Source organism: Bradyrhizobium sp. 14AA (assembly GCF_054185205.1).
Window position 1 is genome coordinate 227,809 of record NZ_JAVAYM010000008.1, and the last position, 26,934, is coordinate 254,742.

The 26,934-nt window shown below is 64.3% G+C and carries 27 protein-coding genes; 8 read left to right on the plus strand and 19 right to left on the minus strand.

What is annotated here, in order from left to right; translation table 11 throughout:
• Positions 1 to 8: 8 nt before the first annotated feature.
• The 9 genes from RAD15_RS17280 to motA form a co-directional block, all read right to left on the minus strand.
• Positions 9 to 338, minus strand: coding sequence for a flagellar hook-basal body complex protein FliE (locus RAD15_RS17280; RefSeq protein WP_458179341.1), 330 nt, complete (start codon positions 336 to 338; stop codon positions 9 to 11).
• Positions 339 to 340: 2 nt separating this feature from the next.
• Positions 341 to 757 carry a flagellar basal body rod protein FlgC gene (gene flgC, locus RAD15_RS17285; protein ID WP_458179342.1) on the minus strand — a complete coding sequence of 139 codons (417 nt, stop codon included), beginning with the start codon at positions 755 to 757 and terminating at the stop codon, positions 341 to 343.
• Between the two features lie 11 nt (positions 758 to 768).
• On the minus strand, positions 769 to 1,149 hold the full coding sequence (gene flgB / locus RAD15_RS17290) for a flagellar basal body rod protein FlgB (RefSeq protein WP_458179343.1): 381 nt from the start codon (positions 1,147 to 1,149) through the stop codon (positions 769 to 771).
• An 84-nt stretch (positions 1,150 to 1,233) separates the two neighbouring features.
• On the minus strand, positions 1,234 to 2,319 hold the full coding sequence (flhB, locus tag RAD15_RS17295) for a flagellar biosynthesis protein FlhB (protein WP_458179344.1): 1,086 nt from the start codon (positions 2,317 to 2,319) through the stop codon (positions 1,234 to 1,236).
• A 13-nt stretch (positions 2,320 to 2,332) separates the two neighbouring features.
• Positions 2,333 to 3,373, minus strand: a complete 1,041-nt coding sequence (locus RAD15_RS17300; protein ID WP_458179345.1) for a flagellar motor switch protein FliG — start codon at positions 3,371 to 3,373, stop codon at positions 2,333 to 2,335.
• Between the two features lie 2 nt (positions 3,374 to 3,375).
• Positions 3,376 to 3,750 (minus strand): flagellar motor switch protein FliN, encoded by a 375-nt coding sequence (fliN, locus tag RAD15_RS17305; RefSeq protein WP_200498475.1) that lies wholly within the window; start codon positions 3,748 to 3,750, stop codon positions 3,376 to 3,378.
• A gap of 76 nt (positions 3,751 to 3,826) precedes the next feature.
• Positions 3,827 to 4,132, minus strand: coding sequence for a hypothetical protein (locus tag RAD15_RS17310; RefSeq protein WP_458179346.1), 306 nt, complete (start codon positions 4,130 to 4,132; stop codon positions 3,827 to 3,829).
• On the minus strand, positions 4,113 to 5,054 hold the full coding sequence (locus RAD15_RS17315) for a flagellar motor switch protein FliM (protein ID WP_458179347.1): 942 nt from the start codon (positions 5,052 to 5,054) through the stop codon (positions 4,113 to 4,115). Before RAD15_RS17315 ends, RAD15_RS17310 begins: the two co-directional genes overlap by 20 nt.
• Positions 5,051 to 5,947 (minus strand): flagellar motor stator protein MotA, encoded by an 897-nt coding sequence (gene motA, locus RAD15_RS17320; protein WP_458179348.1) that lies wholly within the window; start codon positions 5,945 to 5,947, stop codon positions 5,051 to 5,053. The genes RAD15_RS17315 and motA overlap by 4 nt, the downstream gene beginning before the upstream one ends.
• 143 nt (positions 5,948 to 6,090) lie before the next feature.
• On the opposite strand from motA, the gene RAD15_RS17325 reads away from it, so the two are divergent.
• The 4 genes from RAD15_RS17325 to RAD15_RS17340 all read left to right on the plus strand — a co-directional run bounded on the left by RAD15_RS17325 (position 6,091) and on the right by RAD15_RS17340 (position 10,410).
• Positions 6,091 to 6,879, plus strand: a complete 789-nt coding sequence (locus tag RAD15_RS17325) for a DUF1217 domain-containing protein (protein WP_458179349.1) — start codon at positions 6,091 to 6,093, stop codon at positions 6,877 to 6,879.
• A 3-nt stretch (positions 6,880 to 6,882) separates the two neighbouring features.
• On the plus strand, positions 6,883 to 7,611 hold the full coding sequence (gene flgF / locus RAD15_RS17330) for a flagellar basal-body rod protein FlgF (protein WP_458179350.1): 729 nt from the start codon (positions 6,883 to 6,885) through the stop codon (positions 7,609 to 7,611).
• Positions 7,612 to 7,653: 42 nt separating this feature from the next.
• Entirely contained in the window at positions 7,654 to 8,979 is a 1,326-nt protein-coding gene (fliI, locus tag RAD15_RS17335; RefSeq protein WP_458179351.1) for a flagellar protein export ATPase FliI, read from the plus strand.
• Positions 8,980 to 9,774: 795 nt separating this feature from the next.
• Positions 9,775 to 10,410, plus strand: coding sequence for a MarR family winged helix-turn-helix transcriptional regulator (locus RAD15_RS17340; protein ID WP_458179352.1), 636 nt, complete (start codon positions 9,775 to 9,777; stop codon positions 10,408 to 10,410).
• Positions 10,411 to 11,732: 1,322 nt separating this feature from the next.
• Here the strand turns inward: RAD15_RS17340 and RAD15_RS17345 are convergent.
• Complete coding sequence (locus RAD15_RS17345) at positions 11,733 to 13,316, minus strand: porin (RefSeq protein ID WP_458179353.1); 1,584 nt, start codon at positions 13,314 to 13,316, stop codon at positions 11,733 to 11,735.
• A gap of 515 nt (positions 13,317 to 13,831) precedes the next feature.
• Here RAD15_RS17345 and RAD15_RS17350 point away from each other — a divergent pair.
• Entirely contained in the window at positions 13,832 to 14,311 is a 480-nt protein-coding gene (locus tag RAD15_RS17350) for a MarR family winged helix-turn-helix transcriptional regulator (protein WP_458179354.1), read from the plus strand.
• A 156-nt stretch (positions 14,312 to 14,467) separates the two neighbouring features.
• Here RAD15_RS17350 and RAD15_RS17355 read toward each other — a convergent pair whose 3' ends face one another.
• Complete coding sequence (locus RAD15_RS17355; protein ID WP_458179355.1) at positions 14,468 to 15,550, minus strand: alpha/beta hydrolase; 1,083 nt, start codon at positions 15,548 to 15,550, stop codon at positions 14,468 to 14,470.
• A 339-nt stretch (positions 15,551 to 15,889) separates the two neighbouring features.
• On the minus strand, positions 15,890 to 16,177 hold the full coding sequence (locus RAD15_RS17360) for a hypothetical protein (RefSeq protein WP_458179356.1): 288 nt from the start codon (positions 16,175 to 16,177) through the stop codon (positions 15,890 to 15,892).
• A 314-nt stretch (positions 16,178 to 16,491) separates the two neighbouring features.
• Here RAD15_RS17360 and RAD15_RS17365 point away from each other — a divergent pair, with 314 nt between their 5' ends.
• Entirely contained in the window at positions 16,492 to 17,556 is a 1,065-nt protein-coding gene (locus RAD15_RS17365; protein ID WP_458179357.1) for a ketopantoate reductase family protein, read from the plus strand.
• Between the two features lie 30 nt (positions 17,557 to 17,586).
• On the opposite strand, the gene RAD15_RS17370 is transcribed toward RAD15_RS17365, so the two are convergent.
• Positions 17,587 to 18,171 carry a LysE family translocator gene (locus RAD15_RS17370; RefSeq protein WP_458179358.1) on the minus strand — a complete coding sequence of 195 codons (585 nt, stop codon included), beginning with the start codon at positions 18,169 to 18,171 and terminating at the stop codon, positions 17,587 to 17,589.
• 453 nt (positions 18,172 to 18,624) lie between these two features.
• On the opposite strand from RAD15_RS17370, the gene RAD15_RS17375 reads away from it, so the two are divergent.
• Together RAD15_RS17375 and RAD15_RS17380 are read left to right on the plus strand one after the other, a co-directional pair.
• The gene (locus RAD15_RS17375; RefSeq protein WP_458179359.1) at positions 18,625 to 19,443 is read left to right on the plus strand and encodes a YkgJ family cysteine cluster protein; all 819 of its coding nucleotides are present in this window, start codon (positions 18,625 to 18,627) and stop codon (positions 19,441 to 19,443) included.
• A gap of 104 nt (positions 19,444 to 19,547) precedes the next feature.
• A complete protein-coding gene (locus RAD15_RS17380) occupies positions 19,548 to 21,056 on the plus strand; it encodes a helicase HerA domain-containing protein (RefSeq protein ID WP_458179360.1) in 1,509 nt (502 codons plus the stop codon).
• A 3-nt stretch (positions 21,057 to 21,059) separates the two neighbouring features.
• On the opposite strand, the gene RAD15_RS17385 is transcribed toward RAD15_RS17380, so the two are convergent.
• Genes RAD15_RS17385 through RAD15_RS17410 form a run of 6 tightly spaced genes read right to left on the minus strand, consistent with a single transcriptional unit; the run spans position 21,060 to position 26,929 of the window.
• The gene (locus tag RAD15_RS17385) at positions 21,060 to 21,797 is read right to left on the minus strand and encodes an ABC transporter ATP-binding protein (protein ID WP_458179361.1); all 738 of its coding nucleotides are present in this window, start codon (positions 21,795 to 21,797) and stop codon (positions 21,060 to 21,062) included.
• Entirely contained in the window at positions 21,794 to 22,642 is an 849-nt protein-coding gene (locus RAD15_RS17390; RefSeq protein WP_458179362.1) for an ABC transporter ATP-binding protein, read from the minus strand. The genes RAD15_RS17385 and RAD15_RS17390 overlap by 4 nt, the downstream gene beginning before the upstream one ends.
• Positions 22,642 to 24,465 (minus strand): ABC transporter permease, encoded by a 1,824-nt coding sequence (locus RAD15_RS17395; RefSeq protein ID WP_458179363.1) that lies wholly within the window; start codon positions 24,463 to 24,465, stop codon positions 22,642 to 22,644. Before RAD15_RS17395 ends, RAD15_RS17390 begins: the two co-directional genes overlap by 1 nt.
• A 56-nt stretch (positions 24,466 to 24,521) precedes the next feature.
• Complete coding sequence (locus RAD15_RS17400; protein WP_458179364.1) at positions 24,522 to 25,676, minus strand: ABC transporter substrate-binding protein; 1,155 nt, start codon at positions 25,674 to 25,676, stop codon at positions 24,522 to 24,524.
• Between the two features lie 60 nt (positions 25,677 to 25,736).
• A complete protein-coding gene (locus RAD15_RS17405) occupies positions 25,737 to 26,315 on the minus strand; it encodes an alkylhydroperoxidase domain protein (RefSeq protein WP_458179365.1) in 579 nt (192 codons plus the stop codon).
• 14 nt (positions 26,316 to 26,329) lie between these two features.
• Positions 26,330 to 26,929: a CMD domain protein gene (locus RAD15_RS17410; RefSeq protein ID WP_458179366.1), complete on the minus strand. Its 600-nt coding sequence runs from the start codon at positions 26,927 to 26,929 to the stop codon at positions 26,330 to 26,332.
• Positions 26,930 to 26,934 lie beyond the last annotated feature (5 nt).

Consider the following 26,934-nt stretch of genomic DNA (forward strand, 5'->3'; position numbering starts at 1 on the left):
CCTTCAGATCAAATCGACATCCGGACGACTTCTTGATAGGCCTGCACGACCTTGTCGCGGACCGCGACCGCGGTCTGCAGAGCCTGCTCGGCCGACATCAGCGCCTCTACGACCTTGCGGGTCGATTCCTTGCCCTGCATCGCCGAGATCGACGCCGCTTCGCCCGACTTCAACGTTCCGATCGCGTCGGTCGTCACCTGCTTCATCACCGATTCAAAGCCGACGTCGTTGCCGGACTGGACCGCAGTCGGCGCCGCGGGGGCGATCGCCTGCGTTTCATTCGCGCGCAACGCCGCCTGGGCGCCGGAGATCAGGGTGGATGAAATCGCCTCAAGCATTGTCAGCTCCTCAGCAGGTCGACGGTCATGCCAAGCATCGACCTAACCTGTTTCACGACCTGGAGATTTGCCTCATAGGACCGGTTGACTTCCCGCATGTCGGCCATTTCGACCATCATGTTGACGTTCGGCATCTTGACGTAGCCGGCCTTGTCGGCGGCGGGATGTCCGGGCTCGTACTCCACGCGGTAGGGCGTGGTGTCGACACCGATTTCCTTGACTTTCGCCAGTTGCGCGCCCGAGGCGCGATCCATCGCAGCATCGAAGGTGATGGTCTTGCGCTGATACGGATCGGCGCCCGCGGTACGCCCCGTCGCCGTGGCGTTGGCGAGGTTTTCTGAGACGATGCGCATGCGCGTCGATTGCGCTTCGAGCCCGGAGCTCGCGACCGTCAGAGAGGCGCTCAGTGGATCCAGCATATCAATTCACCTCAGGTCTTCGCGCTCGACAGGATCATGCGGTGGAACGACCGCACGACCGCCGTGTTCATCGAGTAGTCGCGATTGACGTCATTGCCCTTGATCATTTCCTGCTCGAGGCTGACGGAGTTGCCGGAGTGAACCACTTCCCAGCTGTCCTTCTTGGACGTCGGGCGTGTGTCGCTTTCGGCCGTAGCCATCTGCATGTGCGATGGCGATGTCATCGCAAGCCTGACCGGCATCGTGTCGAGCACCTTGTTGAACGGCTCGACGTCGCGGGCCTTGAAGCCCGGCGTATTGGCGTTGGCAACGTTGGTCGCGATGGTCGACTGGCGGAGCTCGAGGTACCGCGCCTGCGACGATGCGAGTTCAAAGAGATAAAGCGGTCCCACGACAGCCCCATTATGATCCGTTGGGGTCAGCTTAGGGCGTTAAGCTTTCGTCAAGCTTTTGGACGGGACGCCATCCTCGGAATTCTACTGAACCTTCTCGGTCCGCGGCGCCTGCTTGGACTGCAGGAAGTAGATGATCTCGGCGACCGGGCGGAAGAATTCCGCCGGGATCACCTGGTCGACCTGAACCGCCTCATACAGCGCGCGCGCAAGCGCCTTGTTTTCGATCACGGGAATGCGGTTCTGTTCGGCGGTTTCGCGGATCTTCAGCGCGATCACGTCCATGCCCTTGGCGACGACGAGCGGCGCGGGATTTTCCTCGCGCTTGTAGCGCAGCGCGATCGCGAAGTGCGTCGGGTTCGCGATCACCAGCGTTGCACGCGGCACGGCGGCGATCATGCGCTGGCGCGAGCGGTCGCGCGCCAGCGAACGCAGGCGCGCCTTGATCAGCGGATCGCCTTCGGCCTGCTTGTGCTCGTCCTTGATTTCCTGCCGCGTCATACGCAGCTCGCGCCGCCAGTGGAAGCGCGCCCAGGCGAGATCGATCGCGACCAGGACGATGGTCGCGATGCAGATCGCCGAGACGATTCGCATCGCGATGCTGAGGATCATCTCTGGCAGCGCGACCGGATCGGTGTACATCGCCTCGAACGCCTTCGCCTCGGAGGAGCGCAGCACGAAGACGACGACGGCGGTCACCGAGGCGAGCTTGAACAGCGACTTGGCGAACTCGACGAGGCCCTGCGTTCCGAACAACCGGCTCCAGCCGCTGATCGGGGAGATTCGCGACAGGTCCGGCGCGATGCGCTGCAGCACGAGGCGCGGCGCATTCTGCAGCAGCGAGGCCGCGAGCCCGAACACCGCGAGAATGACGACCAGCGGCACGAGGAAGCGCAACGCCTGGAGGCCTACCACGGCGAGCAGGTTCTGAGCGTCGGCGCCGGTGTTGAGCGGGAAGCCGTCGGGATCGTCGAGAAAGCTCTTCAGCGTCGGCGTCAATTGCTGCACGCTCTGGCTGATCAGGAACGCCTGGATCACCATCAGCGCGGCCATCGAGGCGAAAATAGAAGCCTCCCGAGAGACCGGGATCTTGCCCTGTTCGAGCGCATCACGGACTTTCTTCTCGGTCGGCTCTTCTGTCTTGCTCTCCTGATCGGATGATTCTGCCATGCCCGTTCAGCGGTCAGCGGAAGACCAGCTCATCCTCCTGGTCGGGGTTGAGCTCGATTTCACCCTTCTCGGCGAGGTCGAGCGCGAGATCGGTGATGACGCGGCGCGCCTCCAGCACGTCGCGCTGGTTCGACGGCTCGCCGATGGCGAGTTCGTGCTCGACGACGCGACGAACGCGCGAGGCGACCGCGGACAGGATCGTTTCGCGGAAATGCTTGTCGGTGCCCTTCAGCGCGACCACGATACGATCGGTCGGCACCTGATCGAAGATCATCGTGCGCGCCTTCGGCGCCAGGTTGATCACGTCGTCGAAGGTGAACAGCAGCTCCTTCAGCACTTCGGCCGACTTCGGCCGCTTCTCCGACAGGCTCTTCAGCATGTCCTCGATGTGGCCGCGCTCCATCTTGTTGATGATGTCGGCGACACGGGCATAGGTATCCGCACCCAGATTGCGGGCGAAATTGAGCGTCAGGTCTTCGTGCAGCGTCTTCTCGAGGACCTTCAGTGCGTCGTCGACGATCGGCTTGAGGCTGAGCACGCGCCGCATCAATTCGTTGCGCAGGCTCGACGGCAACTGGCTCATCACCTTGGCGGCGCAGGACGGCTTGACCTTGGACAGGATCAACGCCGCGGTCTGCGGATGCTCCTTGGAGAGGTAGGTCGCCAGCGAATTTTCCGACACTGACGAGACGCGGTCCCACACCGACCGGCTCGAATTGCCGAGCAGGTCCGACATGATCGCCGAGACCTGATCGGCGGGAAGCACGTCGCCGAGCACGGCTTCGAGGCCGCCCAGAGTGCCGAGGATGTTGGCGCCCATCGAGAACTGCTGTGCGAACTCCTCGACAATCGCCTCGAGTTCCTGCGCAGTGATCGGGCGCAGCTCGGCCGCGGCCTTGGTGATGATACGGATGTCCTGCGGCTCGAACTGCGCGAGCACGCTCGCAGCCGCCTGCCGGCCCATGGCCAGCAGGAGCGCGGCGACCTTTTCCGTTCCACCCAGCGTGGCAACGCCTCGCTGCTTGATGGGAGCGATGCCGACCTGTGCCGCCATGGTCAGGTATCACCCTGCCCCAGCGGCCCGACGATCTCCGTGAGCGAGACGCCGAAGCGGGAATTGTCCTCTTCAACCACGACCACCTCGCCGCGGGCGACGATGCGGCCGTTGACGACGACGTCGACGGGCTCGCCCACGCGGTGATCGAGCGGAACCACCGCGCCTCGCCCGAGCTTCATCAGGTTTGCCACCGGAATGGTGGCCGAGCCCAGCACCACCTGCATGGTGACCGGAATGCGCAGGATGGCGTCGACATTGGCGAACTTGCCGGTCTCCTCCGCCGTGCGTGCGGCGATCTCCGCCAGCCGCTCCAGCGGAGACGTCTCGGTCTCTTCCGATGCAGATGCAGACTCGTAGTCGAAGGATTGCGCCATTTGGTATCGCCTCTTGGTATTTCCGCTCCCGGAGCGCCGCGACGTTCCGATCGTATGTGTTCCGCCGGCTTCGGCTTCAATGCTTGTTCACTTCGGCGCCGGCGGCGGGCGCGAGCCCGCTCCTCGCATCGAGCGCCGCGATCGCCTCGTGGGCCTGATCGATCTTCGAATTCAGCACGTTGGCGAGCCGGCCCAGATTTGCGGTGGAATCATGCGCCGCGGTGATGACCGTGTCGAAGGCGCCCGCCGTCTCGTGGACGATGGTCGAGAATTCGCCCTGGTAGCTGCGCAGCCGCGCCAGCTCGCGGTGCATCCGGGTCACCCGCATGCTGGTGAAGGCGAGCGCGATCAGCAGCACGGCATCAACGAGATAGGATATCATCGACGAACTCCCGCTTCTGATCGACGGGATCTGCCACCTGCATGGCGTAGTAGCCATCAAGCTGGCCGATCTGACACCAGAACAGCACCTGGTTGTTGCTCTCGAGCCGGGCGAGCGTGCGCGGCGTGGCCTCGAGCTCGAGCACCTGCCCGACGTGGAACTTCACGACGTCCTCGAGGGAAATCATCTTCTCGTCGAGCACAGCGCTCAGCGTGACCTCGGTCCGGTGGACCTCGCTCTCCATCTGCTCGCGCCAGCGCGGATCGCTCGCGCGACCGTCGCTGACGACGACATGCGCCAACTTCTGGCGCAGCGGGTTCAGAGCGGAGTGCGGAATGATCAGGAACATCTGGCCGCCGCGATAGAGCGCCTGCACCATGATGTTCGCGCAGATCGACATGTTGCTGCTGCGCCCGATCGCCAGCGACGCCATCGCCGTCTCGACCCGCTCGACGCGGAAAGTGACGTTGGAGGTGCCGGCGAACGAGGACTGCAGCGCCTTGGCGAACCGCTCGAACAACGCCTGGACCAACCGGATCTCGATGTTCGAGAAGGTGCGCTCGACATCGAGCGGCGGCTCGGCGCCGTCGGAGCCGAACATCGCCTCGACCATCGTGAAGACGAAGTCGCGATCGAGCATGATGATGACGCGGGAGTCCCACTGCTCGGCATAGAGCACCGCGGCGACCGCGTTGCCCTCGTAGTCCTTGATGATGTCGCCGAGAGGATCGTTGGTGATGCCGTTGACCGAGAAGTAGCACGGCGTTCCGGCCATCGGCTGCAGGCTGTCGGTGCACGATGCCGCCATGCGATCGAAGATCACATTGAGCATCGGCATGCGTTCGATCGATATGCCGGCGGCGTCCAGCAGGTAGTTCGGCAGCTGCTTCTTCTGATCGATGTCGACGTCTTCCATCGTCATGCGCGGGCAGCCTTCGGTTCAGCCTCGGTCACGACGGCCTTGGGACCTGCAATCGTCTCGTTCTCGACCACATCGATCGACGGCCGTTCGCTGCTCGCAATCATCTTGCGGCCATGCTCGACGGCGATCTGCGGCATGGCACCGTTCATGAAGGCCAGCAGCGTCTGCTTGACGATGATGTAGGGCCGGCACTTCTTCTCTCGCGTCATCTTGATCTTCATCGCGAAGGGCGAAAGGACACCGTAGGACAGGAAGATGCCGGCGAAAGTGCCGACGAGCGCCGCACCGATGAAGCCGCCAAGGAGCTTCGGCGACTGGTCAAGCGCGCCCATGGCCTTGATGACGCCGAGCACCGCGGCGACGATGCCCAGCGCCGGCAGCGCCTCGGACACGACCACGATGGAATGGTAGGGCGCCAGCTTGCTCTTCACGATGGTGTGGATCTCCTCGTCCATCAGCGCTTCGATCTCGTGCGTGCGCGCGTTACCCATGATGATGAGGCGGACATAGTCGCAGATGAACTGAAGCAGCGAAGGGTCCCCGAGCACGCTCGGAAACGCCTTGAAGATCTCGGAGGACGATGGATCGTCGATATGCGCCTCGACCTCGTTGCGGCCCTTGCCCCTGAGCTCGCGCATCAGCGCGTGGAGCGCGCCGAGCAGATCGAGATAATAGCGCTGACCGGGCACCGAACCGGTGATCGCCTGCATGCAGGCAACCCCGGTATCCACGACGGTTTTCCACGGATTGGCCACGATGAAGGTGCCGACCGCGGTGCCCATGATGATCACGAACTCCCACGGCTGCATGAGCACGGCCAGATGCCCGCCCATGGCAGCAAATCCGCCGAGCAGTGCCGCTACCGTGATGAAAATCCCCACGAAACTGCCCAACGCGCCGCTCCATCGCCGATCCCACCGGAAATATCTAGTCGGCGAGCCTTGCGCGAAGCTGGCTTCGCCCATGGCCAGCCTCGCGCAAGCAATTCGCGGCAGCTTGAGACGACGTCGCAAGGGCGGCCAGAGGAACGCGTGCCATGCTATCCACCATCGCGGACTACACCAGGTTGACCAAGGACATGGGCAAGTCGATGACCCAGGTCGCGACCGAGCCCGATGTCAGCCGCGAGACCGACTATTTCCTCAGCCATATCGGCAACGTGAAGACGGTCGACGATTTCCTGAAGGATTACCGTCTCTACACCTATGCGATGAAGGCCTATGGCCTCAGCGACATGACCTATGCCAAGGCGTTCATGCGCAAGGTGCTGACGGAGGGGGTGACGGACAAGGACGCCTTCGCCAACAAGCTCTCCGATACCCGCTACCGGCAGTTCGCCACCGCCTTCAATTTCGCCGCGCTCGGCGACCAGGCGACCCAGACCACCGCAGCCACGACCGGGACGGCGACCCAATACGTCACCCAGACGATGGAGGAGAAGGCCGGCGACCAGAACGAGGGTCTGCGGCTGGCGCTCTATTTCACCCGCAAGGCCTCCACCGTCACCAACGCCTACCAGATCCTCGCCGACAAGGCGCTGACGCAGGTGGTGCAGACCGCAATGGGCTGGCCGGCGACGATCAGCTCGTCCGACATCGATGTCCAGGCCAAGATGATCACGGACAAGATCGATCTCACCGATTTCCAGGACCCGACCAAGGTCACCAAATTCGTGCAGCGATTCGCGGCGATGTGGGACGCGACCCAGGCCCAGAGCGACACTTCGACCAACCCCGCACTGGTCCTCATCGCCGGCGCCGCGACGTCGATCAGCCTGGATACCAACGTGCTCACGACGCTTCAGAACATCAAGTTCAACAGGTAAGTCATGCAATCCGCTCTCTATGTGGGATTGTCGGCGCAGGTCGCTCTCGAAAAGCGCCTCCAGACGATCGCCAACAACGTCGCCAACGTCAACACGGCGGCATTCCGCACCGACGTGGTGAAGTTCGAGACCGTGCTGTCCAAGGCGGGCGCGAACCCGGTCGCTTTCTCCTCGCCCGGCGACAACATCATCTCGCGCGAGCAAGGCAACATCACCGAGAGCGGCAACCCGCTCGATGTCGCCGTGGTCGGCCAGGGCTGGATCGCCTTCGCCGGTCCGAACGGCACGGTCTATACGCGTGACGGCCGCCTCCAGATCGCCGCCAATGGCGACCTTCAGACGGTGTCCGGCTTCCCCGTCATCGATTCCGGCGGCGCGCAGATCACGCTCGACCCCAATGGCGGACCGATCTCGATCGCGCGCAGCGGCGCGATCACCCAGGACAACAACGAGATCGGCACCATCGGCCTGTTCAACATTCCCGCCGACGCCGGTCTCGAGCGCTACGGCAATTCCGGCGTCACGCCCGACCGGCCTGCGACCGCCATCGCCGATTTCTCCCGCGACGGCTTCAAGCAAGGCTATGTCGAGGGCTCCGGCGCCAATCCGATGATGGAATTGACCAAGCTGATCGCCGCTTCGCGCGCCTTCGACGGCACCAATTCGATGATCGAGGGCACCGAGAGCTCGCTCCAGAACGCAATCCGGACGCTCGGCGAACCCGGCAAGTAGACCGCGCCTCGCGCGCATTGAGATTGAGGTTGGACGGTTTCCTTGAACGCTCTTCGGCAACTCGAGTGGGCGCTGCTGGAGCTTCAGCAGAGCACTCCCCTGGCAAGCGTCAGCGGCGCGATCTCCGAGATCGCGCCGACGCATTTCCGCGTCTCCGGCCTGTCGCGCTTCGTCAGGCTCGGCGAACTCATCGGCGTCAATTCCGGCGGCAAGCCCCAGATCGGCGAGGTGGTGCGGATCGACAGCGAGGGCATCATCGCCAAGCCGTTCGACCGGCAGTTCGCCGGCGGCCTCGGCTCGGTCGCATACCGCATGCCGCCCCTGTCGTTCGCGCCCGATCCGAGCTGGAAGGGCCGCGTCATCAACGCGCTCGGGGCGCCGCTGGACGGACAGGGCCCTCTCACCCCGGGATCGCGTGCCGTCTCTGCCGAGGCGGAGGCACCGTCGGCGATGAAGCGCGCGCGCGTCCACAAGCCGCTGCGCACCGGCGTCCGGGTCATCGACCTGTTCGCGCCGATCTGCGCCGGCCAGCGTGTCGGCATCTTCGCAGGCTCCGGCGTCGGCAAATCGACGCTGCTGGCGATGCTCGCCCGCAGCCAGGGCTTTGACACCGTCGTGCTGGCCCTGGTCGGCGAGCGCGGCCGCGAGGTGCGCGAGTTCATCGAGGACGTGCTGGGCAACGACCGTCATCGCGCCGTCACAATCGTCTCGACCGGCGACGAGAGCCCGATGATGCGGCGGCTGGCGCCGAAGACGGCCATGGCGGTCGCCGAATATTTCCGCGACCGGGGCGAATCGGTGCTGCTGATGGTCGATTCGATCACCCGTTTTGCCCACGCCGCCCGCGAAGTCGCGCTCGCCGCCGGCGAGCCCGCGGTCGCACGCGGCTATGCGCCGACGGTCTTCACCGATCTGCCGCGCCTTCTCGAGCGCGCCGGCCCCGGCGAGGAGGGATCCGGGAGCATCACCGGCATCTTCTCCGTGCTGGTCGACGGCGACGATCACAACGAGCCGATCGCCGACACCATCCGCAGCACGCTCGATGGGCACATCGTGCTCAGCCGCCACATTGCCGACCAGGCCCGCTATCCGGCCGTGGACGTCCTCGCCTCGGTCTCCCGCCTCGCCCATAACGTCTGGGACCCCGAAGAGCGCGAATTGGTGAGCAAGCTCCGCGCCATGATCGCCAAATACGAGGACACGCGCGACCTTCGCCTGATGGGCGGCTACCAGCAGGGACGTGATTCGGGCCTCGACCAGGCGGTCGACATGGTTCCGAAAATCTACGGCGCGATGCGGCAGGACGCTTCGGCTCCGCCGAGTGCCGATCCGTTCCGCGAGCTCCGGGACATGCTCAGGGGCGAGTAGCAATTCGCAAGGGGAGACGGCGCGCCATGCGCGCCGCCCAACACCCTGCCGATGGTTTTCGACAGACGATTGCGCATGACGCCACGCTTCCAGCGCATGCGCTGGCGCGGCCACCGCAGGTTTTCGTCGCGAGCGCGTCAATCATTTGGATGAGAGAATCGGGCGACGCGGCGAGTAGCGCCCAACCGGACGATTCCACAACCACAACCAACGCGCGCAATCCCTGCGAGTTCCCCCGGCGATTCCCGGATGGATCGCACAAGTTGTGGACGACATCACGACGCAGATCGTCGTCATGCACAAGCTTCGATCAACTTGCATCAACGACAGACAACAATATTCGGTGCAATCAAACCGTCGTATAGTTGAGTGCATGTTGCTCGTCTGACAGCGAATTACGTTCACCATCATGTGTCCCGACGAGAGAGATTGTCTTGAACGTTACATTCGCCTGCAACGACATCCGGTCTCCAAGAGTGTCTCTACTTGATTTTGTTGAGAAGCTCATTCATCGTTTCGGTGGATGATAAGAAACGTCTGCGTGTGACTTGAACTTTAGGGGCTTCGGTTGAACTTCTCCGATCCATCGTCCGCAGGCGACGGCAACTCGGGCTCCCGTGCGACGACGACGCTGCTGGCAAGCCATCAGCGACGCGGCCTCTCGCTCCGGACTGCACGACGCCCATTGGTCCAGGTCGGGCGCGTTGCAGTCCGTGCCATCGAGCGATTCGCGAGCCAGGGCGCAAGGCGGCTTCGGGACGCCGCACACGAAGTTCCGGGGACGAGGTAAAATTCATGCCATTGGCACGAGAGGCCGTCGAGCTGCTGGTTCAGGCGGCGAGGGCTTGGTATTTCGAAGGCAATCAGCACGGGTTGCGGGATCGGGAATGGATGGCGCTGCGCTTTCTCGGGCGCGCCAACAGGTTTTCGCGCACGCCGTCCGCGCTCGCCGGCTTCATCGGCGCCACCAGGGCGACTGCATCGCAGATCGTGAAGACGCTGGAGGGCAAGTCCTTCCTGGTGCGAAAGCCGTCGCACGAGGACAAGCGTTCTGTCGTGCTGCACGTCACCGCGCAGGGCGAGAAGTGCCTGAGCCAGCACGATCCGATCAATCACGTGATGAATGCAGTCACGGCGCTCGGCACCGAGGAGTGCGTCCGCTTGCGCGACTCGCTGCGGGAGATCCTCAATCACCTCGACGCGGCCCATCAGCGGCTCGATGCCAGTATCTGCCGTGACTGCATGTTTCTCGCCGAACGCAGCCCGAGCACCGGCAAGGGACGCACGAGCGCCGAGTTCATGTGCCGGCTGTATCGCGCCCCGGTCTCGCTCGAAGAGACCGAACTGCTCTGCACCAGTTTCGAGCGCACTCGCGACCGCCCGAAGATCGAGGAGCATCTCGACCGCGCTCGCATGGCGAGCCAGGGTTGAGGCGCGCACACGATTCTTCGCCATCATTCTCGTGTCCCGGACGCGCTGCAACGCGCGAGCGTTGCTGCGCAGAGCCGGGACCCGGAAAGCCACACGGATTGCGCGGAGGCATAAGCCCCGGCTCTGCAGCGCACCGTCGAACCGGACGATGCTTCGCATCGCCGGGATAACGCTGCGCCGCGTCCGGGGCACGAGAAGGTGTGACGCGCGCACTCTCATCCTCGTCATCGCGAGCGCAGCGAAGCAATCCAGAGTTCCTCCGCGGAGAGATTCTGGATTGCTTCGCTGCGCTCGCAATGACGGCGAATGAGGCATGGGCCGGTTTTCCAAATGACGGTGTCATTCCCCGCGCAGGCGGGGAATCCAGTAATCACCGCCGTCTCGATTCCATCACAACCGCCGCGGCGGACTGGATCGCCCGGTCAAGGCCGGGCGATGACGGCGAGTGTGTGGCGCAAACACGCCTTCGCATCCTCGCGGCGCTATTCGCCCGAGCTTTGCTTCATCTTTCACCCTCCAATCCAGGAGGGCGCAGGGAAGGCCGGGTGCCGGCTGGCACCCGCGGTCCGCTGCGCGAATAATGCGCAAAGGAGACCGCACAGCAGCATACAGGTGTAGCCAATCACTCGGCCTTCCCTGCGCGATGGTCGGACGGCTTATGCCGTGCTCTCCCGGGAGCCGAGTTCCCTTTGGCCTCCCTCGCCCCAGCGAAAGTCGCCGGCACCGCGCCGGTTGACGCGAGGGCCGCATTCGCCAGGGCTTGACCGTAGCAACGACGGCCAGGACCACACGGTTTTGCCGTACGCACGGCCCGCCATTTCGCCGCAGTTTTCCCGACCCTGTCGACAGAGCCGGAAACTTACAGACGAGACGAAGCCTAGCAGCGCCGCTCATCCGGCGCGAAGCCTCGGGCTCACGGAGAGCAATCCGCCCTGCCCTTAACTTTCGCGCCCGACGCTGCCGCGTCCACCGCAAGCCCCGGCTCGCGAACGTGACGACCACAAGATCGCCCCTCAAGGATGAGCCGGGATGTGCAATATCTACGTCAAATCCGAATTTCGGTAAAGTGGAATATTTTTGCCCGATGGGATTGACTCAGGGGCGACACAGGCCGGCCCCGTAGCCCGGATGAGCCAACGGGTCGGCGCAGAGCGCCACCCGATGACAGGCTCCGCGACATCCGGGACCTTTGCGCGGGGTTTCCCGGGTATCGCTGCGCTCACCCGGGCTACGGATCATCTGCGGATCGTCCCGCTCGACCACGCAACAAAAAACACCCGGCGGTTTCCCGCCGGGTGTTCGTTTGAATGGCTCGACAGATCTTACCAGTTGCGCTGAGCGCGGAGGATCATGGCGATCGAGTCCTGATCCTTCAGCTCGTAGGTCGCGGCCGGCTTCGCGGTCACGACGTTCGGGGAGACGCCAACCGTACCGGAGTACTTCTGGTCGAGATGGGTCCAGGACAGGTCGGCCGAGAACGTCAGGTTCTTGACCGGGGTCCAGCGGGTGACGAGACCGAGCTGGGCGATCGCGAAGTCCGGGTTACAGCTGGTCACACCCGCCAGGCCACCGAACACGCCGCCAGCACCGCCGGCGCCGCAGAGGGTGGTCTTGGCCAGCGTGCCGAACTGAGCCTGAGCGTAGGCGCCGTAGATCGCCGTGTTCCAGGCCGCATCCCAGTTGTGGGTGTACGCGCCGCGGAAGCCCCAGGTCTTGACGGTTTCCTGCGAGCTGCCGGTCACGAACACCGTGTCGGGAGCGTTGGCGAAGCCGATGCTGCCGTAGGCGCCAGCAACGCCCGAATTACCGTACAGCGCGTAGGAGCTGCCCGACAGGTTCTGGAAGTTGTAGCGGGTTGCCCCGTCGGTGTAGACGGCCTGGATGTTGATCGTGTCACCCGCGCCGGTCGGGATGTTCTTGATCGAGAGAGCGAGCTGAACCGCCCAGCCCCACTTGTCGTCGGGGTGGCCGGTGGTCTCGTTCGCACCGTAGTAGCCGACGTGGTTGTCATGCGCAGCCACCGACGCCTGGAACAGGCCCCAAGCCTGGTCGACACGCACCATACCGACGAGGTTCGGCGAACGCGAGCCGCCGACAGTGTTGGTGCCGTATGAGCCGCCGATCATGCCGCCCGCGGTCGCGCCGGTCATGTTGAGGTTACCGGCCTGATAGTACTGGGTCGCATCTTCAGCCGAGAACGCCGCCGTCACGCCCTGACCGAAATCGGCCGTGTAGGTGAACTGGGTGACGCCGGTCACGGTGCCGCTGCCGCCGACGAGGTTGTCGGTGATGTTGCCGGGATAGTTGGTCCAGGGCGCGTCGAACTGCGACACGGCCTTACCCATCGTGAAGCCGGCGAACTGGATGAAGGCGTAGTACACGCCGAGCGCACCGGCCGAGGTGTTGCCGTCGGTGCCGTTCACCGCGCCGGAGCCGTTCGAACCGACGAGGCCGGTGCCCGCAGCGTTGAGACCGAGCGTACCGCTGTACTGGGTTCCGCCCGTTGCCGAACCGGTGCTCGAATAGTTGCCGGTCGTCCAGGTGAAGACGCCGTCGAAGAAGGTGCGGACCACGCCGTACTCGGTCGCGGTGCGGGTGTCGATGTTGAGGTCTTCACGAGCGCGGAAGGTGTAGTAGTTCATCAGGCGGTTGCGAGCACCGGCAGTGCCGCTCTGGTTCGGATTGAAGTCCGAATTGGTGCCAAGGTTTGCGTCAGCACGCAGGTAACCACCGAGCTTGATGCAGGTGTCGGTGCCCGGGATGTAGTAGAAGCCGGCGCCGTAGAGCGAGCAGATCTTCACGTATTCGACCGCCTTGGCCTTCACGGGGAGATCGGCTGCGAACGCACCGGAGACGGCCATCAGGCCGGCTGCCGAGCCGAGAAGAAGCGTCTTCGTAAACTTCATTAGATAAACCTCCAGGTCGGTTCAGGGGGCTCGGCTCCTCGGTGGAGGCCGCTTGACCCTCTCAATTTCCGTTCAATTCAGGTCCGCACTGAAGGTCCGGACTGAAACGACAGCGAGGTGCCCCCCCTCCGTCGTGCTTCACATATAGTTTATAAAAACAATCGTCTCAATTCATTGATTTGATGAAGTACAAGTTCGGAAGGCGCTGTTGCCTGCGAGCAACAGGAGTTGCGCGACGCGACACAAGTCGCTGAACTAAAAGAAAAAGCCCTCAGGGGGCATCCCGAGGGCTTTCTTGGAGGTCTCACATCGCCGTCCATTGACAATGGCCAAGAGCAGCAAATTCTGAGTGCCAACGACATAACTTAATCAATTGTTTTCTGCAACTATTAAGTGGCGGCACGATTTCCCCAATGAACTGTTCCGCGCACGATATGCGAGACGGCTTGCCAATATCCCGGTAAAAGACCGATCAAGACAAAAAGAAAAATGATCAGGCAAACGGGGGGAGCCATATGATCGAGAAGAAGCTCGACCGGGCGATTACGGACTTCATCTGGAATATCGTTGAAATTCATTCGCAGCTGGAGGACATCCACAGCAGCTGGGCCGTACTGCTGGGCATTACCGAGCCGCAATGGCTGATCATGATGGCCATCACCGAACTGGATGAGGGGCGCGGCGTCGCGGGAATCGACATTGCGAACAAGTTGCGGGTCCACCCCGCCTTTGTGACCAACCAGACCAAGAGCCTCGAGAAGGGCGGGTTTCTATCGCGACGACCGGCAGCCGACGACGCCCGTTTCGTTCTGATGTCGCTGACGGAAAAGGCGACGACGGAAATCGAGAAACTGTCCAAGAGAAAGCTCGCCCTGAATTCGACCATGTTCAACGAGCTCGACGAAAAGACCCTCGCCGATCTGAACGCCGCGCTCGCGACGATCGCCAAGAACGCCCGCCTCGCTGCACGATTGCTCGCCATCGACGTTTCGTGATCCGCAGCTCTTCCCGACGCAGCCAAAGCGCGACGGGATGGGGCGTATCGTCGGCGTGCTCTCGGGCTGTTGTCGATGCGCGCCTCAGGACTCGGTTCACCTTTCCCTGAGGGAGCGGTGAACCACGGACCCCGCCGAACCTGATTTCATCAGGCTCTAGAGATAGGTGACGGGATCGAGCCGACGGGCAGCCCCGAGCTTGCTGTCGAGCCATTCGAAAATGAAATCGTCCACGGTGATGAAGTTCTCGGTCTCGCCCTCAGGATACGGGATGCGGTTCGGCACGACGACAGAGCAGTCGGCGCCGGCCTGGCGGTAGCCGGCTTGCAGTTCGAGAGCCTCCTTTTCCCGCACCATCGAGCGGCTCCCGACGATCATGAGAAGCGGGCAGGCTATTCGGCGCGGCGATAGCAACGGACGCGCGGAGGCTCCATCCCAGGCGGCCTGCTCAACGCCTGTCATCCAGTGAACCGACGCCCGGCGCATGACCGATCGCAAAAGACCGCCGTCGCACACGGCGGCGGCTATCCTGCGATCCGAGAGAACAAGGCGGGAGGCATGACTGGCGCCCGTTCCTTCGCCGTAGATCGCGATCCGCTGCGAGTCGACGTCCGGCCGAGCGTCCAGATAGTCCAGCCAGCATTGGAGGGCGTGCTCCGGCTTCAATGCGCGCCGAACAGGTGAATTGCCGGCATCGATGAGCAAGAGTGACATGTTCCGGCAAAGCGCGGCCGGCAGCAGCCTGCTCATCATCGAGGCGAGGCTGATCTCCTCGTCTGCAATACAGATGACCGCGGGCGCGGAAGGCCCGCGGCGGGACGCCGGCAGGAAGAAGCCAGTCAACGCCCCCAGGTCGAGGCCATCGATCTCAACGCGCTCGATCGCAAGAACCGCGTCATCCTCGAAGCTGCTCAGGCTGACACCGCCCCGGTCTGCAAGGTCGGTACTCACCAGATCGTCCGGACAAGACAGGCTGCGCGCGACCTCGAAGGCCGTCAGCGAGCAAATCCACGCTTCGCACGCAATCCGACCGGAGCCGTCTGCGAGCGCGGATTCGGCGGAGGTCCGATAATCTTCTGCGACCCGCAACCAGTCCGCAGCCCACAGATGCCTGTGCGCCTTGCGCGCAAGCTCTGCGACGGACAGACTTTCGAAAAATTCGGACGCGCGTTTCCGCAAGCGTACCAGGCTTCCACCGGCGCCATCGCAGGCGCCGTGAGGCCAATAATCACCTTCCATGACTTTCCCCGAGCGGCGCCGTCAGCGATTGCCTGGACTTGCCGGCTTTGCTTCCGGCGCAGCGCCCTGCATGCCTGCCCGATGCGATTGCAGACGTACCTGATCGCGTCCATCGAGCTTGCGTCTGCCGATGCTGCCCGCCTCGTCGATCGCTGTCGCCGGCATTTCGACGCTGCGCAGGGCAAGGGTATCACGCCCCGCGCAGGGTCCGGCCTTTGGCGCAGCAGAACTCCGTCCGATGATCGTTTCGTCTCCGCTTTGCGCCGGCGAAGGCACTGGACCAAACGGCGTATAGTCCCGACGAGCGGCTCTCAACACACGTTGCACGCCGGCTCCAACTCAATCGTCACGTCTCAGCTCCGTTGCTGATACACAGTTGCGGCCCCGCGCCACTCTGCCATTTTTGCGGTGCCAGGTTTGTAGTTTTTTGTTGCGATCGACGACTAAATATTGGCTGCCATTTGATGACAGAACAGGCACGGCCATATCGATCTTCACCGTGATTTTCTTATGGCTGTATCCAGCGTGCCGCCAATCACGAGAACGAAGAAAGATGCGGCGGATTGCCGCTCGATCGATGCGACCGTCGACGCGACGATACAATCGAGAAGACGACTGCTCGCTCATCCCTGCACCGCGCGCAAGATATGACGACGCATGACCGCCTTTCGTGGTGAGCCGGGATAGGTGAGACGCGCGACATTCCGAGCTTCCCAAAAATATCCTTGCTTTGAGCAACCATAGGGATCTGCAAGTCCTTCGCCGCAAGAGTTCGTCGCATTCTTGTCGGCGAGCCCTGCGCGGGGCTGCCGGCCAAGTCTTCCGCGCCTTGTATGCATTATCCCAGTTGCCATTGCCGGCCACTTCGCTTTACATGCCGACAACCCGCCCTGAGGCCACCGCCGGGGCGCAAAAATCATCACATCTCCAAGGGACGGAACATGGCGCGTAACATATTGATTCTCGGAGCTTCCTACGGCTCCCTGCTGGGCACGAAGCTGCTGATGGCGGGGCACAACGTCACCCTCGTGTGCCGCGCCAAGACCGCGGAGCTGATCAACCGGAACGGTACCGAGGTGCGCATCAAATTACGCGACGAGGCGGCGCACCGGGCGATCTTTTCGCGCGACCTGCCCGGCAAGCTCGACGCCGTGACGCCGGCCGATGTCGACCTCTCCCGCTACGATCTGGTCGGCCTTGCGATGCAGGAGCCGCAATACACCAACCACACCGTCCGCGTTCTCATGGTCAAGATCGCCGCGGCGAAGCTGCCGTGCCTGTCGATCATGAACATGCCGCCGCTGCCCTATCTGAAGCGCATTCCGGCGCTGGCCGACATGGATCTGGAAGAGGCCTACACCAACGCGCAGGTGTGGGAGCGGTTCGAGCCGGGGCTGGTGACGCTGTGCTCGCCCGACCCGCAGGCGTTTCGCCCGCCGGAAGAGGCCGCGAACGTGCTTCATGTCGGCCTGCCCACGAACTTCAAGGCGTCGGTCTTCGCCGACGAGAAGCACAACAAGCTGCTGCGCGAGCTCGAAGCCGACATCGACGCGGTGACGCTCGACGGCCACGACGTGCCGGTGAAGCTGAAAGTGTTCGATTCCCTGTTCGTGCCGCTGGCGAAATGGTCGATGCTGCTCACGGGCAACTACCGCTGCATCACGCCGCACGAGCCGCAGTCGATCCGCGACGCCGTTCATGGCGATCTCAAGCGCTCGCAGACGATCTACGACCATGTCGACGCAATCGCCCGTCGTCTCGGCGCCGATCCGCAGGACCAGGTGCCGTTCGCAAAATACGCCAAGGCCGCCGAAAGCCTGCTCAAGCCGTCGTCGGCCGCGCGCGCGGTGGCGAGCGGCGCACCCTTCATCGAGCGCGTCGACCTCCTGGTGAAGCTGATCTCGCATCAGCTCGGCGTGCCCAACGGCGAGATCGACCGCACGGTGGAGACCGTGGACCTGAAGCTCAACGAGAAGATCGTGCAGGGCGGATCGGGCGCGCAGTAGCGCGCCGCTTGCGTGGCGGTGCGTCGGCCCTCACGCGCTCAAAAATGATTGAAGCCAGATCAGGCCGGTCACCGCGACGAGCGTGACCGCGCCGGTGCGCGTGACGAGGTGGGGGCGCCCCAGGCGGCGGGCTCCGCGGCCGAGCGTTGCGCCCAATGTCACCCACGCAGCACCAGCCGTGACGATCTGAAGCGCGATCACGGCAAGCCACGGCAGCAACTCGAGCAATCCGGCCTGGAGCGGCAGCAGCAGGAAGGCGAACACCATCGCCTTCGGGTTCAACAGCGTGGTGATCAGCACATGGCGGAACGTCACCGCGGCGCCGTCGCGCAGCTCGCGCGTATTGACGCGCCAGAGCATGACGGCAAGACCCAGGATGTAGACACTGACCGCCACGCGCAGCACGACGGCGGCAACCGGGATGCCGCTCACGACGGGACCGAGCGCCAGCCGCAATAGCGCGATCGCCAGCAGATAGCCGCACAGCTCTGCCGCAAGCAGATGCAGCGACCGCGAGATGCCGATCCCCGCCCCCGATGTCGCGAGCAAGGTGTTGGTCGGTCCCGGCATGGCGAGGAGGAAGCAGGTCGCCGTGAGGAAGGTCAGAAAGGTCATGGCTCCAGCTATCAGGTCCCGGCGTCGCAGACCTTGATCTGCGTCATTCGACGCGGCGTGGCGCAGAACAGTTCCCGGTATGATGCGAATTCAACGGGCATGATGGCGGCTCGTCGATCACGCGATCGTGTCGCTCCGACGTCGCTCGCGTACGCAAGCAAAAATATCACGTCTGCGTGAGACAACGGCATGTTGCCCGTCATGTCTCGACGTCAAATCGCGTTGTTTCCGCGCGAATTGAACCAAAGCGCGCGTAACCCCTCGCCATCACGTACGCAAAACAGGTTTCACCCTCCAGGAGTGATCCTTCATTTGTGCAAGCGCTGCATGCGTGCGCGGCGGGCTCGCCTTCTTGTCTCGCGCATGGACGCGAGCAAAATAGCTTAGCAAGTCAATTGTCTTGCACGACCTTTCCCGTTCGGGATCCAGACAAGAACAAGAGAAGACAAAGCAATGGATCAGGCGATGCTGAGCGTCGTCCGCGCGGTAGAGGCCGGCGCGACGACGATGAAGGGCGTGATCGACGCCACCGGACTGTCCCGTCTCAAGATCGAACGTGCATTGAACGCGCTGGAGAAGCAGAAGCTGCTGGTTCGCGACGACCAGGGTTTTCGTGCGACCGGCCTGCCGAAAGCGGCGCGGCCCGCCCGGCAATGCGGATCGTGCAACGCCTGCTGCGATATCCTGGAGGTGGCCGGTGTCGACAAGCCGGTGAACCAGCTCTGCAAACACTGGCAGGCGGGGACCTGCTGCACGATCTACGACCGCCGCCCGCAGATGTGCCGGTCATTCGTCTGCGCCTGGCTGCAAGGGCATCTCGACGACGACTGGTTTCCGGCGAAGTCGGGCATCATCGTGCATTTCAGCCAGGACGCGGTGAACGTGACGGTCGACGACGATTGTCCCGATCGCTGGCGCGAGGAGCCGTATTTCAGCAAGCTCGTCGAATGGTCGCTGAACGGGATCAGACGGATCGGTAATCGCGGCTACGCGACCCTCGTGGTCTCCGGCGACAACCGGTTCCTGCTGCTCGGGCGCACCATTGTTCCCGATCCGACGCTATCAGGCACCGCATTCCTGCCGCTCACCACCGACACCTTCCGGTTCTGGCGCGCGAATTCGCAGGAGCACCTGCAGCGGCTGTACGAACGCATCGCCGAGATCGAGCGCATCAGGCAGGAATTCGGCTCCTGCGCCATCCCCGAGAACGAGGACGACGATCCGCAGGCCCCCTATCGGCCCGCACTTCTACGGTTGTCGAACCACGCCTGAACTCCGCCGTGGGCAACACGGCATGATTCGCGCTGGAACGCTCGACGCGCCCCGACCGGGTTGGTAAGCCCCTGTCCGCGAATGGAAGGGCTTGAGTCGGGGACATGACGGTTGCGATCGAGATGGGGCAGACCACGGCAGGCGCCGTGGCGGCCATGGACCTCGAGGAACTGCTGGCGACCCGCCTCCTGGTGCAGGGCAATTCGGGCTCCGGCAAATCGCATCTGCTCAGGCGGCTGCTGGAGCAGAGCGCGCCCTGGGTGCAGCAGGCCATCATCGACCCCGAGGGTGACTTCGTCACGCTGGCCGAACGCTTCGGCCACCTGGTGATCGAGGCCGAGGACCACACCGAGCGCGGCCTTCAGGTCGCCGGCGAGCGCGCGCGGCTGCATCGCGTCTCCACCGTGCTCAATCTCGAAGGGCTCGACGCCGAGAACCAGATGCGGCGCGCGGCGGCGTTTCTCGGCGGGATGTTCGACGTCGACCGCGACCATTGGTACCCGATGCTGGTGGTGGTGGACGAAGCGCAGCTGTTCGCGCCGGCGGTGGCGGGTGAAGTCTCGGACGAGGCGCGAAAACTGTCGCTCGGCGCGATGACCAATCTGATGTGCCGCGGCCGCAAGCGCGGCCTCGCCGGCATCATCGCGACCCAGCGGTTGGCCAAGCTTGCCAAGAACGTCGCGGCGGAAGCCTCGAACTTCCTGATGGGCCGGACCTTCCTCGACATCGACATGGCGCGCGCCGCCGACCTGCTCGGCATGGAGCGGCGGCAGGCGGAAGCCTTTCGTGATCTCGAGCGTGGGCAGTTCATGGCGCTGGGCCCAGCGCTGTCGCGCCGCCCCTTGCGTCTGAACATCGGCGCGACCGACACCAGCCCGCGCAATTCGACGCCGCGCCTGATGCCGCTGCCGGAATCCACGATTGAAGATATGCGCGCGGTCATCCTGGCCGCGCCGCCGCCCGATGCGAGCCGGCCGCAGCGGCGGCCTGCGCCTGACCTGCTCGAACAGCTCCGCGCCGCGAAGGCGGCTGCCACGCCGGAGATCCGGCCCGAGATGGTCGAGGTACAGGTCAGTGCCGAGGAGCTGGCGGAGCGGCGCGAGCGCGTGGACCGCACCTTGCGCGCCGTGCTCGCCGAGCCCGACGCCGGCTTCCGCGCCATCGGCGTGCTCTATCAGGAGTTCGTGGTCCGCTGTCGCATCGAGGGGCTCGGCTCGGCCGTGCCTGATCTCAACGAATTCCGCCGCATGCTGACGCATGCCCGCGCCGGGCTCGGCACCGACATCGCCGAGGACGACGCCTGGCAGGACGTGTCGCTGCGCGCGTCCATCCTGCCCGACGACATGCAGGGCGTTTTCATGATGATCGCCCGCGCGGCGAAGGAAGGCTGGCCGTGTCCCGGCGATGCCGCGATCGCCCGCGCCTATGGCTCGCATTCGCTGCGCCGGGCGCAGCGCCTGCTCGGCTACATGGAGGAGCAGGGCCTGATCGTCGTCCAGCTCGACGGCGGCGGCCGCAGGATCGTGACGCTGGTGGAGCTCGCCTGGGCGACGGCGCCGGGCGATCCCCATGGCGACGATCTGCCTGTGGCGCAGAGCGCGGCTTCGGCCTGAGCGCTATGCCGCCTCGGAGCCGCCGAGATAGGCATCGCGGATGCGCGGGTCGTCTTTCAGCGTACGCGCAGAGCCTGACAGCACGATCTTGCCGGTCTGCAGCACATAGGCCTCGTGCGCGATCTCCAGCGCGAGGCTGGCGTTCTGCTCGACCATGAACACCGACACGCCTTCCTGGTTGATGGTGCGGATCAGCTCCAGCACGCGGTCGACATAGAGCGGCGACAGGCCCATCGTCGGCTCGTCCATCACGATCATCCTGGGACGGCTCATCAGCGCGCGCGCCATCGCCACCATCTGCTGCTCGCCGCCGGACAAGGAGCCGGCACGCTGCAACAATCGCTGGCCGAGCTTCGGGAACAACGTGAGCATCTTGTCGAGATCCTGCGCCACGGCATCGCGATCATTGCGCACGAAGGCGCCCATCAGGATGTTCTCGCGCACGCTCATGTCGGCGAACAACCGCCGCGCCTCCGGCACCGAGGCGATGCCGCGGCGGACGATCTGCGGCGTGGTCAGTCCGATCAGCGAGGCGCCATCAAAAGTCACCTCACCGGAGCGCGGCTTCACCAGGCCCAAAATGATCTTCATCGTCGTCGACTTGCCGCTGGCATTGCCGCCGAGCAGGCAGACGATATGGCCGCGCGCGACCGTGATCGACAGGTCGAAATGCACCTGCGCCTGGCCGTAGAAGGTGTTGACGTTGGATAACGCGAGCAACGGCTCGGGGGCGTTTGTCATGCCGCGCTCTCCTGCTCCGACGCTCCCGATAGCCCGTGGCCGAGATAGGCCTCGATCACCTTCGGATCGTTGCGCACCATTTCGCCCACGCCTTCCGCGATCTTCTTGCCCTCGTCCATGACGATGACCCGATCGGACAGGCGCATCACCATCTCGAGCTTGTGCTCGATCAGGAGGATGGTCAGCCCCTCCGCCTTCAGCTCGGCGACGAGCGCCTGCATCTCCGCGGTCTCGGTCGGGTTCATGCCGGCGGTCGGCTCGTCCAGCAGCAACAGACGCGGCTTGAGCGCGAGCGCGCGCGCGATCTCGACGCGGCGGCGGTTGGCGTAGGAGAGGCTGTAGGCGGGCTGATCGATGCGCGGCAGCAGCCGTTCGCCGAAGCGGGCGAGGATGGCCTTTACCTCTTCGCGCAGCCGCTCTTCCTCGGCCCTGACGCTGGCGGGGCGCAGCAGCGCCAGTCCCAATTCCAGCAGCGGGCCGATCACCGGCACCGCCGGCTTGACCGCGCGCAGCCGCGTGTGCGCGCCGATCAGGACATTGTCCATGACGCTGAGATTGCCGAAGACGCGGCCGAGCTGGAACGTGCGCGCGATACCTTCGGCCGCGAGCCGTTCGGGCGACAGGCCGGTGACGTCCCGACCTTCGAAATGGACCACGCCGGCATCGGGCCGGTCGAGCCCGGTCACGAGATTGAACAGCGTCGTCTTGCCGGCGCCGTTCGGGCCGATGATGCTGATGAGCTCGCCCCTGGCGAGATCGAGATCAATGGCGTCGACCGCGGTGAGGCCACCGAAGCGGCGCGTCAGCCCGCGCAGGGACAGCATGGTCGTGTGCTGCTCCGCCATCACATCGTCCCCAACAAGCCCTGCGGCCTGAACCGCACGAGCAGCAGCAGCACGATGCCGTAGATCAGGATGCGATACTCCGCGGCGATCCGGAAGACCTCCGGCAGGCCGACCAGCGCCACCGCTCCAACGATGGCCCCGACGACATTGCCGAGGCCACCGAGGATCACGACGGTCAACGCAAGGATGGATTGCTGCGTGTTGAAGGTCTCGTGGTTGATGTAGGAATAGAGATGCGCGGCGATGCCACCGCTGACGCCGGCGGCGAATCCGCCAAAGATGAAGGCCAGCGACTTGTAACGGTTGAGGCTGAGGCCGTAGGCGCGCGCGGCGATGTCGTCGTCGCGGATGGCGCGAAAGCTGCGGCCGAGATGCGAGCCGAGCAACCGCCCCTGGAGCAGCGCCAAGACGACCATCACAACGAAGCTGAACCAGTAGATCGAGGACGGGCTGACCAGATCGTAGCCGAACAGCGACAGCGGCGGAATGCCGGAGATGCCGATCGGACCGCGCGTGACGCTCTCCCAGTTCAGGATCACCAGCGAGACGATCTCGCCAATCGCGAGGGTGGCGATCGACACGTAATGCCCACGCAGGCGGAACGACGGCGAGATCAACGCGGTCCCGAGCGCGGCACTCATCAGGCCGCCGCCGATGATCGCGAGGCCGACGGGGACGGAGAAGGTCAGCGACAGCAGCGCCGATGTGTAGGCCCCGATCGCGAGCAGCGCAGCGTGTCCCAGCGAGACCTGCCCCACCGTGCCCGCAACGAGTGTCAGGCTGAGCGCGAGCATGCCGAGCAGCCAGGCATTGATCAGGGTCTGGAGCACGTAGAAGGACACCGGGAACAGCGGCAGGATCGCGAAGATCGCGGCAGCGACCAGCAGAGCCCAGCGGGGAATGCGCACGGGACGGCTCGGCGCAATGAAGGTACCGGTGAGCGGCTCGGGCGGCGCCTGCCGGGCACTTGCGAACAAGCCGTTCGGCCGCAGCACGAGCACGACGACCAGCAGCAGGAATGCGAACAGATTGCGATAGCTGGTGCCGAACACGGCGACGCCGTAGCTCTCGACCAGTCCCAGCAGCAGGCTGCCGATCACCGCGCCGGGCACGTTGCCGGCGCCGCCGACCACCTCTGCGACGACGCCCTTGAGCGTCGCCTGAAGGCTCATCGCGGTGTCGATCTGGTTGTAGTACATGCCGACCAGCATGCCGGAGACGCCGCCAAGCGCAGCCGCGATGCCGAACACCGCCTGATTGACGCGATTGACATCGACGCCCATCTGCATGGCGGCGTCGCGATCCTGCGAGGCGGCGCGCACGGCCCAGCCGAGCTTGCTGTAGCGCAGGAACACGAACAGCAGCAGCGCGCTGGTGAGGCCGACGCCCGCGATCAGGAGATCAAGAGGTCCGATCGTGCCGCCACCGACCTGGAAGCGCACATCAGGCAACTGGCTCGGCAGCGCCCGCGGATTGGGCGAGAAGGTCAGCATCACCAACTGATCGAGCACGAAGCTGATGCCGATCGTCGCGAGCAGCGGCGCGATGCGTACCGAATTCTGCAGCGGACGCAGGCCGAACCGCTCGATGATCAACCCGACCAGCGCGGCCGCCACTGCAACCACGATGATGGTGAGCGGCAGCGGCGTGTGCAGCTGCACCACCGCCACCCAGCCGATATAGGCGCCGACGAGGTAGATCGACCCTTGCGCAAAGTTGATCAGCCGGCTGACGCCGAAGATCAGCGCGAGCCCGACCGCAACGAGGGCGTAGACGTTACCGACGATCAGCCCGTTGATCGTGTAGTCGAGCCAGGAAGACAAGCGATGGTCCCCGCATCGAGAGAAAAGCGGCCGGAGCGAGAGCTCCGGCCATCATGTCAGGTCGGCTTGCCGTCCCAGAGCGCGAACTGGCCCTTGCGCACGACGAGCTCGGCGTTCATGGCGCCCTTGACGCGGCGGGTCGCGACGTCGAACGTCGCGGTGCCGAAGATGACGCTCGAAACATCCTTCACCTTCGTGAAGGCATCGCGGATGGCGCGTCGATCGGTGCCGCCGATCTTCACCACGGCGGCCGCCATGTTCATTGCGTCATAGGCGTAGGCATTGAAGGCGTCGGGCTCGAGACCGTTATACTTCTTCTTGAAGCCCGCGATGAACTTCTGCACCTCGGGCCGCGTGTCCTCGGGGAAGTAGCGCGTGCCGACATGGACGTCCTCGACCGCCTCGCCGCCGAGCTCCAGGAATTTCGGCGAGTAGACCGAGCTTGCGGCGCAGATCACCTGCTTCAGCCCGACCTGCCGCGCCTGTCGCGCAATCAGCGCACCGTCGGAATAGTAGGAGATCAGGATCAGCCCGTCCGGATTGGCATCGCGCACGCGCACCAGGGTGGAGCGGAAGTCGCGCTCCTCGGCAATATAGCCCTCGGTGACCGCGATCTCCGCGCCATATTCTTTCGCGGCATTGACGAAATGGTCGCGGCTGGTGCGGCCCCAATCGGTGTTGAGGTGAAGCACCGCGAGCTTCTTCAGGCCAAGGCGCTTCACGGCATAGGACGCCAGCAGCGGCTGCTCGTCGGCCTGGCTGACCGACGTGCTCCACATGAAGTCCCCGCCCTTGGTGAAGTCGGGGTGCGAATTGGTGAAGCCGAATTGCACGAGACCCGCGCGCTGGTAGATCGGCGAGGCGGCCATCGAGGCGGGACTGGAGAAATCGCCCAATTCCAGCACGATGCGGGGATCGGAGACGAATTTCTGCGCGATCGCCACCGACTGGCGCGGATCGCTCTGGCTGTCCTCGAAATTGTAGGCGAGCTTGCGGCCATTGATGCCGCCGGCCGCCTGGATCTCGTCGAGCGCGAGATCAAAGCCCTGCTTCCACTGCGTGCCATATTGCGCGTTTGGTCCCGTGAGAGGCCCGCTGACGCCGAGCAGGATCGGCTCGGAGGATTGCGCGAAGGCGGCGCGTGACGCCGCTCCTGCCATCATGGCAGCAAGCGAGGCCTTGACCAGGGTACGACGATCGATGTTGCTCATGCACGGCTCCATCCACTCAAGTGTTGAAACAAGCAGCAATTTCTATGCCGCCGAGATTGCCTATTTCGAGGGCTCACCGAGCGACAGCATCAGCCGGTTGGCCCAGTTGAAGAACGAGGCGCCATTGATGACGTCGACGATCTCGGCATCGTCGAGACCCGCACGGCGCAGCTCCTCGACATTGTCGGGGCCGAAGGCGATCGGCGTCGCGGCCAATGCGACCGAGGCTTTGACGACGGCATTCCAGCGCTCGCCGAGATCGGCCTTGACGCCTTCGTCGAGCAGGCGCTGCACGTCGTCGCGGCGCTTGGAATAGGTGCTGGCAAAACGCGCATGGACCGAGGCGCAATAGATGCAGCCGTTGTAACGCGAGGTCGCCGCGGCCGCGAGCTCGCGTTCGGCGCGCGGCAGGCCGTCGGCGACGTTGTAGAAGATGTCCTTGTCGGTCTTGGTACGGGCTTCCAGCACCTCGGGATCGCGCACCAGCAGGCGGAAATATTCCGACTTGGCGCGGGCGCGATCGACGAGACCGGCGAAATGCCGCTCGGTCAGCTCGGCCTCGGGCAGCGGATCGATCCACGAGACCCAGCCGAGCTCGTCCTGGGTGAACACGACGGGGGGATTGACGGTGGCGCTCATGATGCAGCCTCCTCTTATGCGTTCGCTGCGGCGAGCGTGCGCAAGCCGCTGACGACCCGCACCTGAAACGCCAGGAACGCGACGAGTTGGGAGAACGTGACGATGCCGGTGTTCGACCAGCCGGCGGCGAGCAGCGCCTTCATATCGGCGGACGCGGCGTCGCGCGGCCGGAACACCAGCAGGTGCGCGTGCTCGAGCGCCGCGACGAGCCGGGCGCCGAGCGCGGACTTGCCCGCCGCACTCACGCGATAAATCAAGCCGGCCGTATTCTCGACCGACAGCGGGCCTGACGGAAACGAGCCATACGGACCTGAGGTCTTGCCGCGCGCGATCTCGGCGTCGATCGATTCAAGCAGAGCCGCACCGCCCGCGCTCGCCGCGAGCTTTTCGCGATAGAAGGTGGCAACCGGGGACTCGCCATGCAGCCCGGTCACGAAGGCCGCGACCGCGGCGCGTTCGAGCAGCGAGACATCGCCGGTGTCGATCGGCTCGAACAGGGAGAGATAGCTCTTCTGCGCATTCTCGCGCGCTTGCAGACGACGCGCGCGAATGGCGTCCAGGGCCGAGCCCGGCTCGATCCCGGCGAGCGTGTCGATGATATCTTTCGTACTCATCTCAT

Coding starts and splice junctions, on each gene's coding strand:
- RAD15_RS17300 (WP_458179345.1), bottom strand. CDS start 3,373: ATGGCGGCACAGGTCGGCATCGCTCCCATCAAGCAGCGAGGCGTTGCC.
- RAD15_RS17400 (WP_458179364.1), bottom strand. CDS start 25,676: ATGAGCAACATCGATCGTCGTACCCTGGTCAAGGCCTCGCTTGCTGCC.
- RAD15_RS17370 (WP_458179358.1), bottom strand. CDS start 18,171: ATGACCTTTCTGACCTTCCTCACGGCGACCTGCTTCCTCCTCGCCATG.
- RAD15_RS17410 (WP_458179366.1), bottom strand. CDS start 26,929: ATGAGTACGAAAGATATCATCGACACGCTCGCCGGGATCGAGCCGGGC.
- RAD15_RS17345 (WP_458179353.1), bottom strand. CDS start 13,316: ATGAAGTTTACGAAGACGCTTCTTCTCGGCTCGGCAGCCGGCCTGATG.
- RAD15_RS17365 (WP_458179357.1), top strand. CDS start 16,492: ATGGCGCGTAACATATTGATTCTCGGAGCTTCCTACGGCTCCCTGCTG.
- RAD15_RS17385 (WP_458179361.1), bottom strand. CDS start 21,797: ATGACAAACGCCCCCGAGCCGTTGCTCGCGTTATCCAACGTCAACACC.
- RAD15_RS17390 (WP_458179362.1), bottom strand. CDS start 22,642: ATGGCGGAGCAGCACACGACCATGCTGTCCCTGCGCGGGCTGACGCGC.
- RAD15_RS17375 (WP_458179359.1), top strand. CDS start 18,625: ATGGATCAGGCGATGCTGAGCGTCGTCCGCGCGGTAGAGGCCGGCGCG.
- RAD15_RS17355 (WP_458179355.1), bottom strand. CDS start 15,550: ATGGAAGGTGATTATTGGCCTCACGGCGCCTGCGATGGCGCCGGTGGA.
- RAD15_RS17340 (WP_458179352.1), top strand. CDS start 9,775: ATGCCATTGGCACGAGAGGCCGTCGAGCTGCTGGTTCAGGCGGCGAGG.
- fliN (WP_200498475.1), bottom strand. CDS start 3,750: ATGGCGCAATCCTTCGACTACGAGTCTGCATCTGCATCGGAAGAGACC.
- RAD15_RS17380 (WP_458179360.1), top strand. CDS start 19,548: ATGACGGTTGCGATCGAGATGGGGCAGACCACGGCAGGCGCCGTGGCG.
- RAD15_RS17360 (WP_458179356.1), bottom strand. CDS start 16,177: ATGAGCGAGCAGTCGTCTTCTCGATTGTATCGTCGCGTCGACGGTCGC.
- RAD15_RS17325 (WP_458179349.1), top strand. CDS start 6,091: ATGCTATCCACCATCGCGGACTACACCAGGTTGACCAAGGACATGGGC.
- flgF (WP_458179350.1), top strand. CDS start 6,883: ATGCAATCCGCTCTCTATGTGGGATTGTCGGCGCAGGTCGCTCTCGAA.
- flgC (WP_458179342.1), bottom strand. CDS start 757: ATGCTGGATCCACTGAGCGCCTCTCTGACGGTCGCGAGCTCCGGGCTC.
- RAD15_RS17315 (WP_458179347.1), bottom strand. CDS start 5,054: ATGACGATGGAAGACGTCGACATCGATCAGAAGAAGCAGCTGCCGAAC.
- RAD15_RS17405 (WP_458179365.1), bottom strand. CDS start 26,315: ATGAGCGCCACCGTCAATCCCCCCGTCGTGTTCACCCAGGACGAGCTC.
- RAD15_RS17280 (WP_458179341.1), bottom strand. CDS start 338: ATGCTTGAGGCGATTTCATCCACCCTGATCTCCGGCGCCCAGGCGGCG.
- RAD15_RS17350 (WP_458179354.1), top strand. CDS start 13,832: ATGATCGAGAAGAAGCTCGACCGGGCGATTACGGACTTCATCTGGAAT.
- flhB (WP_458179344.1), bottom strand. CDS start 2,319: ATGGCAGAATCATCCGATCAGGAGAGCAAGACAGAAGAGCCGACCGAG.
- RAD15_RS17310 (WP_458179346.1), bottom strand. CDS start 4,132: ATGATATCCTATCTCGTTGATGCCGTGCTGCTGATCGCGCTCGCCTTC.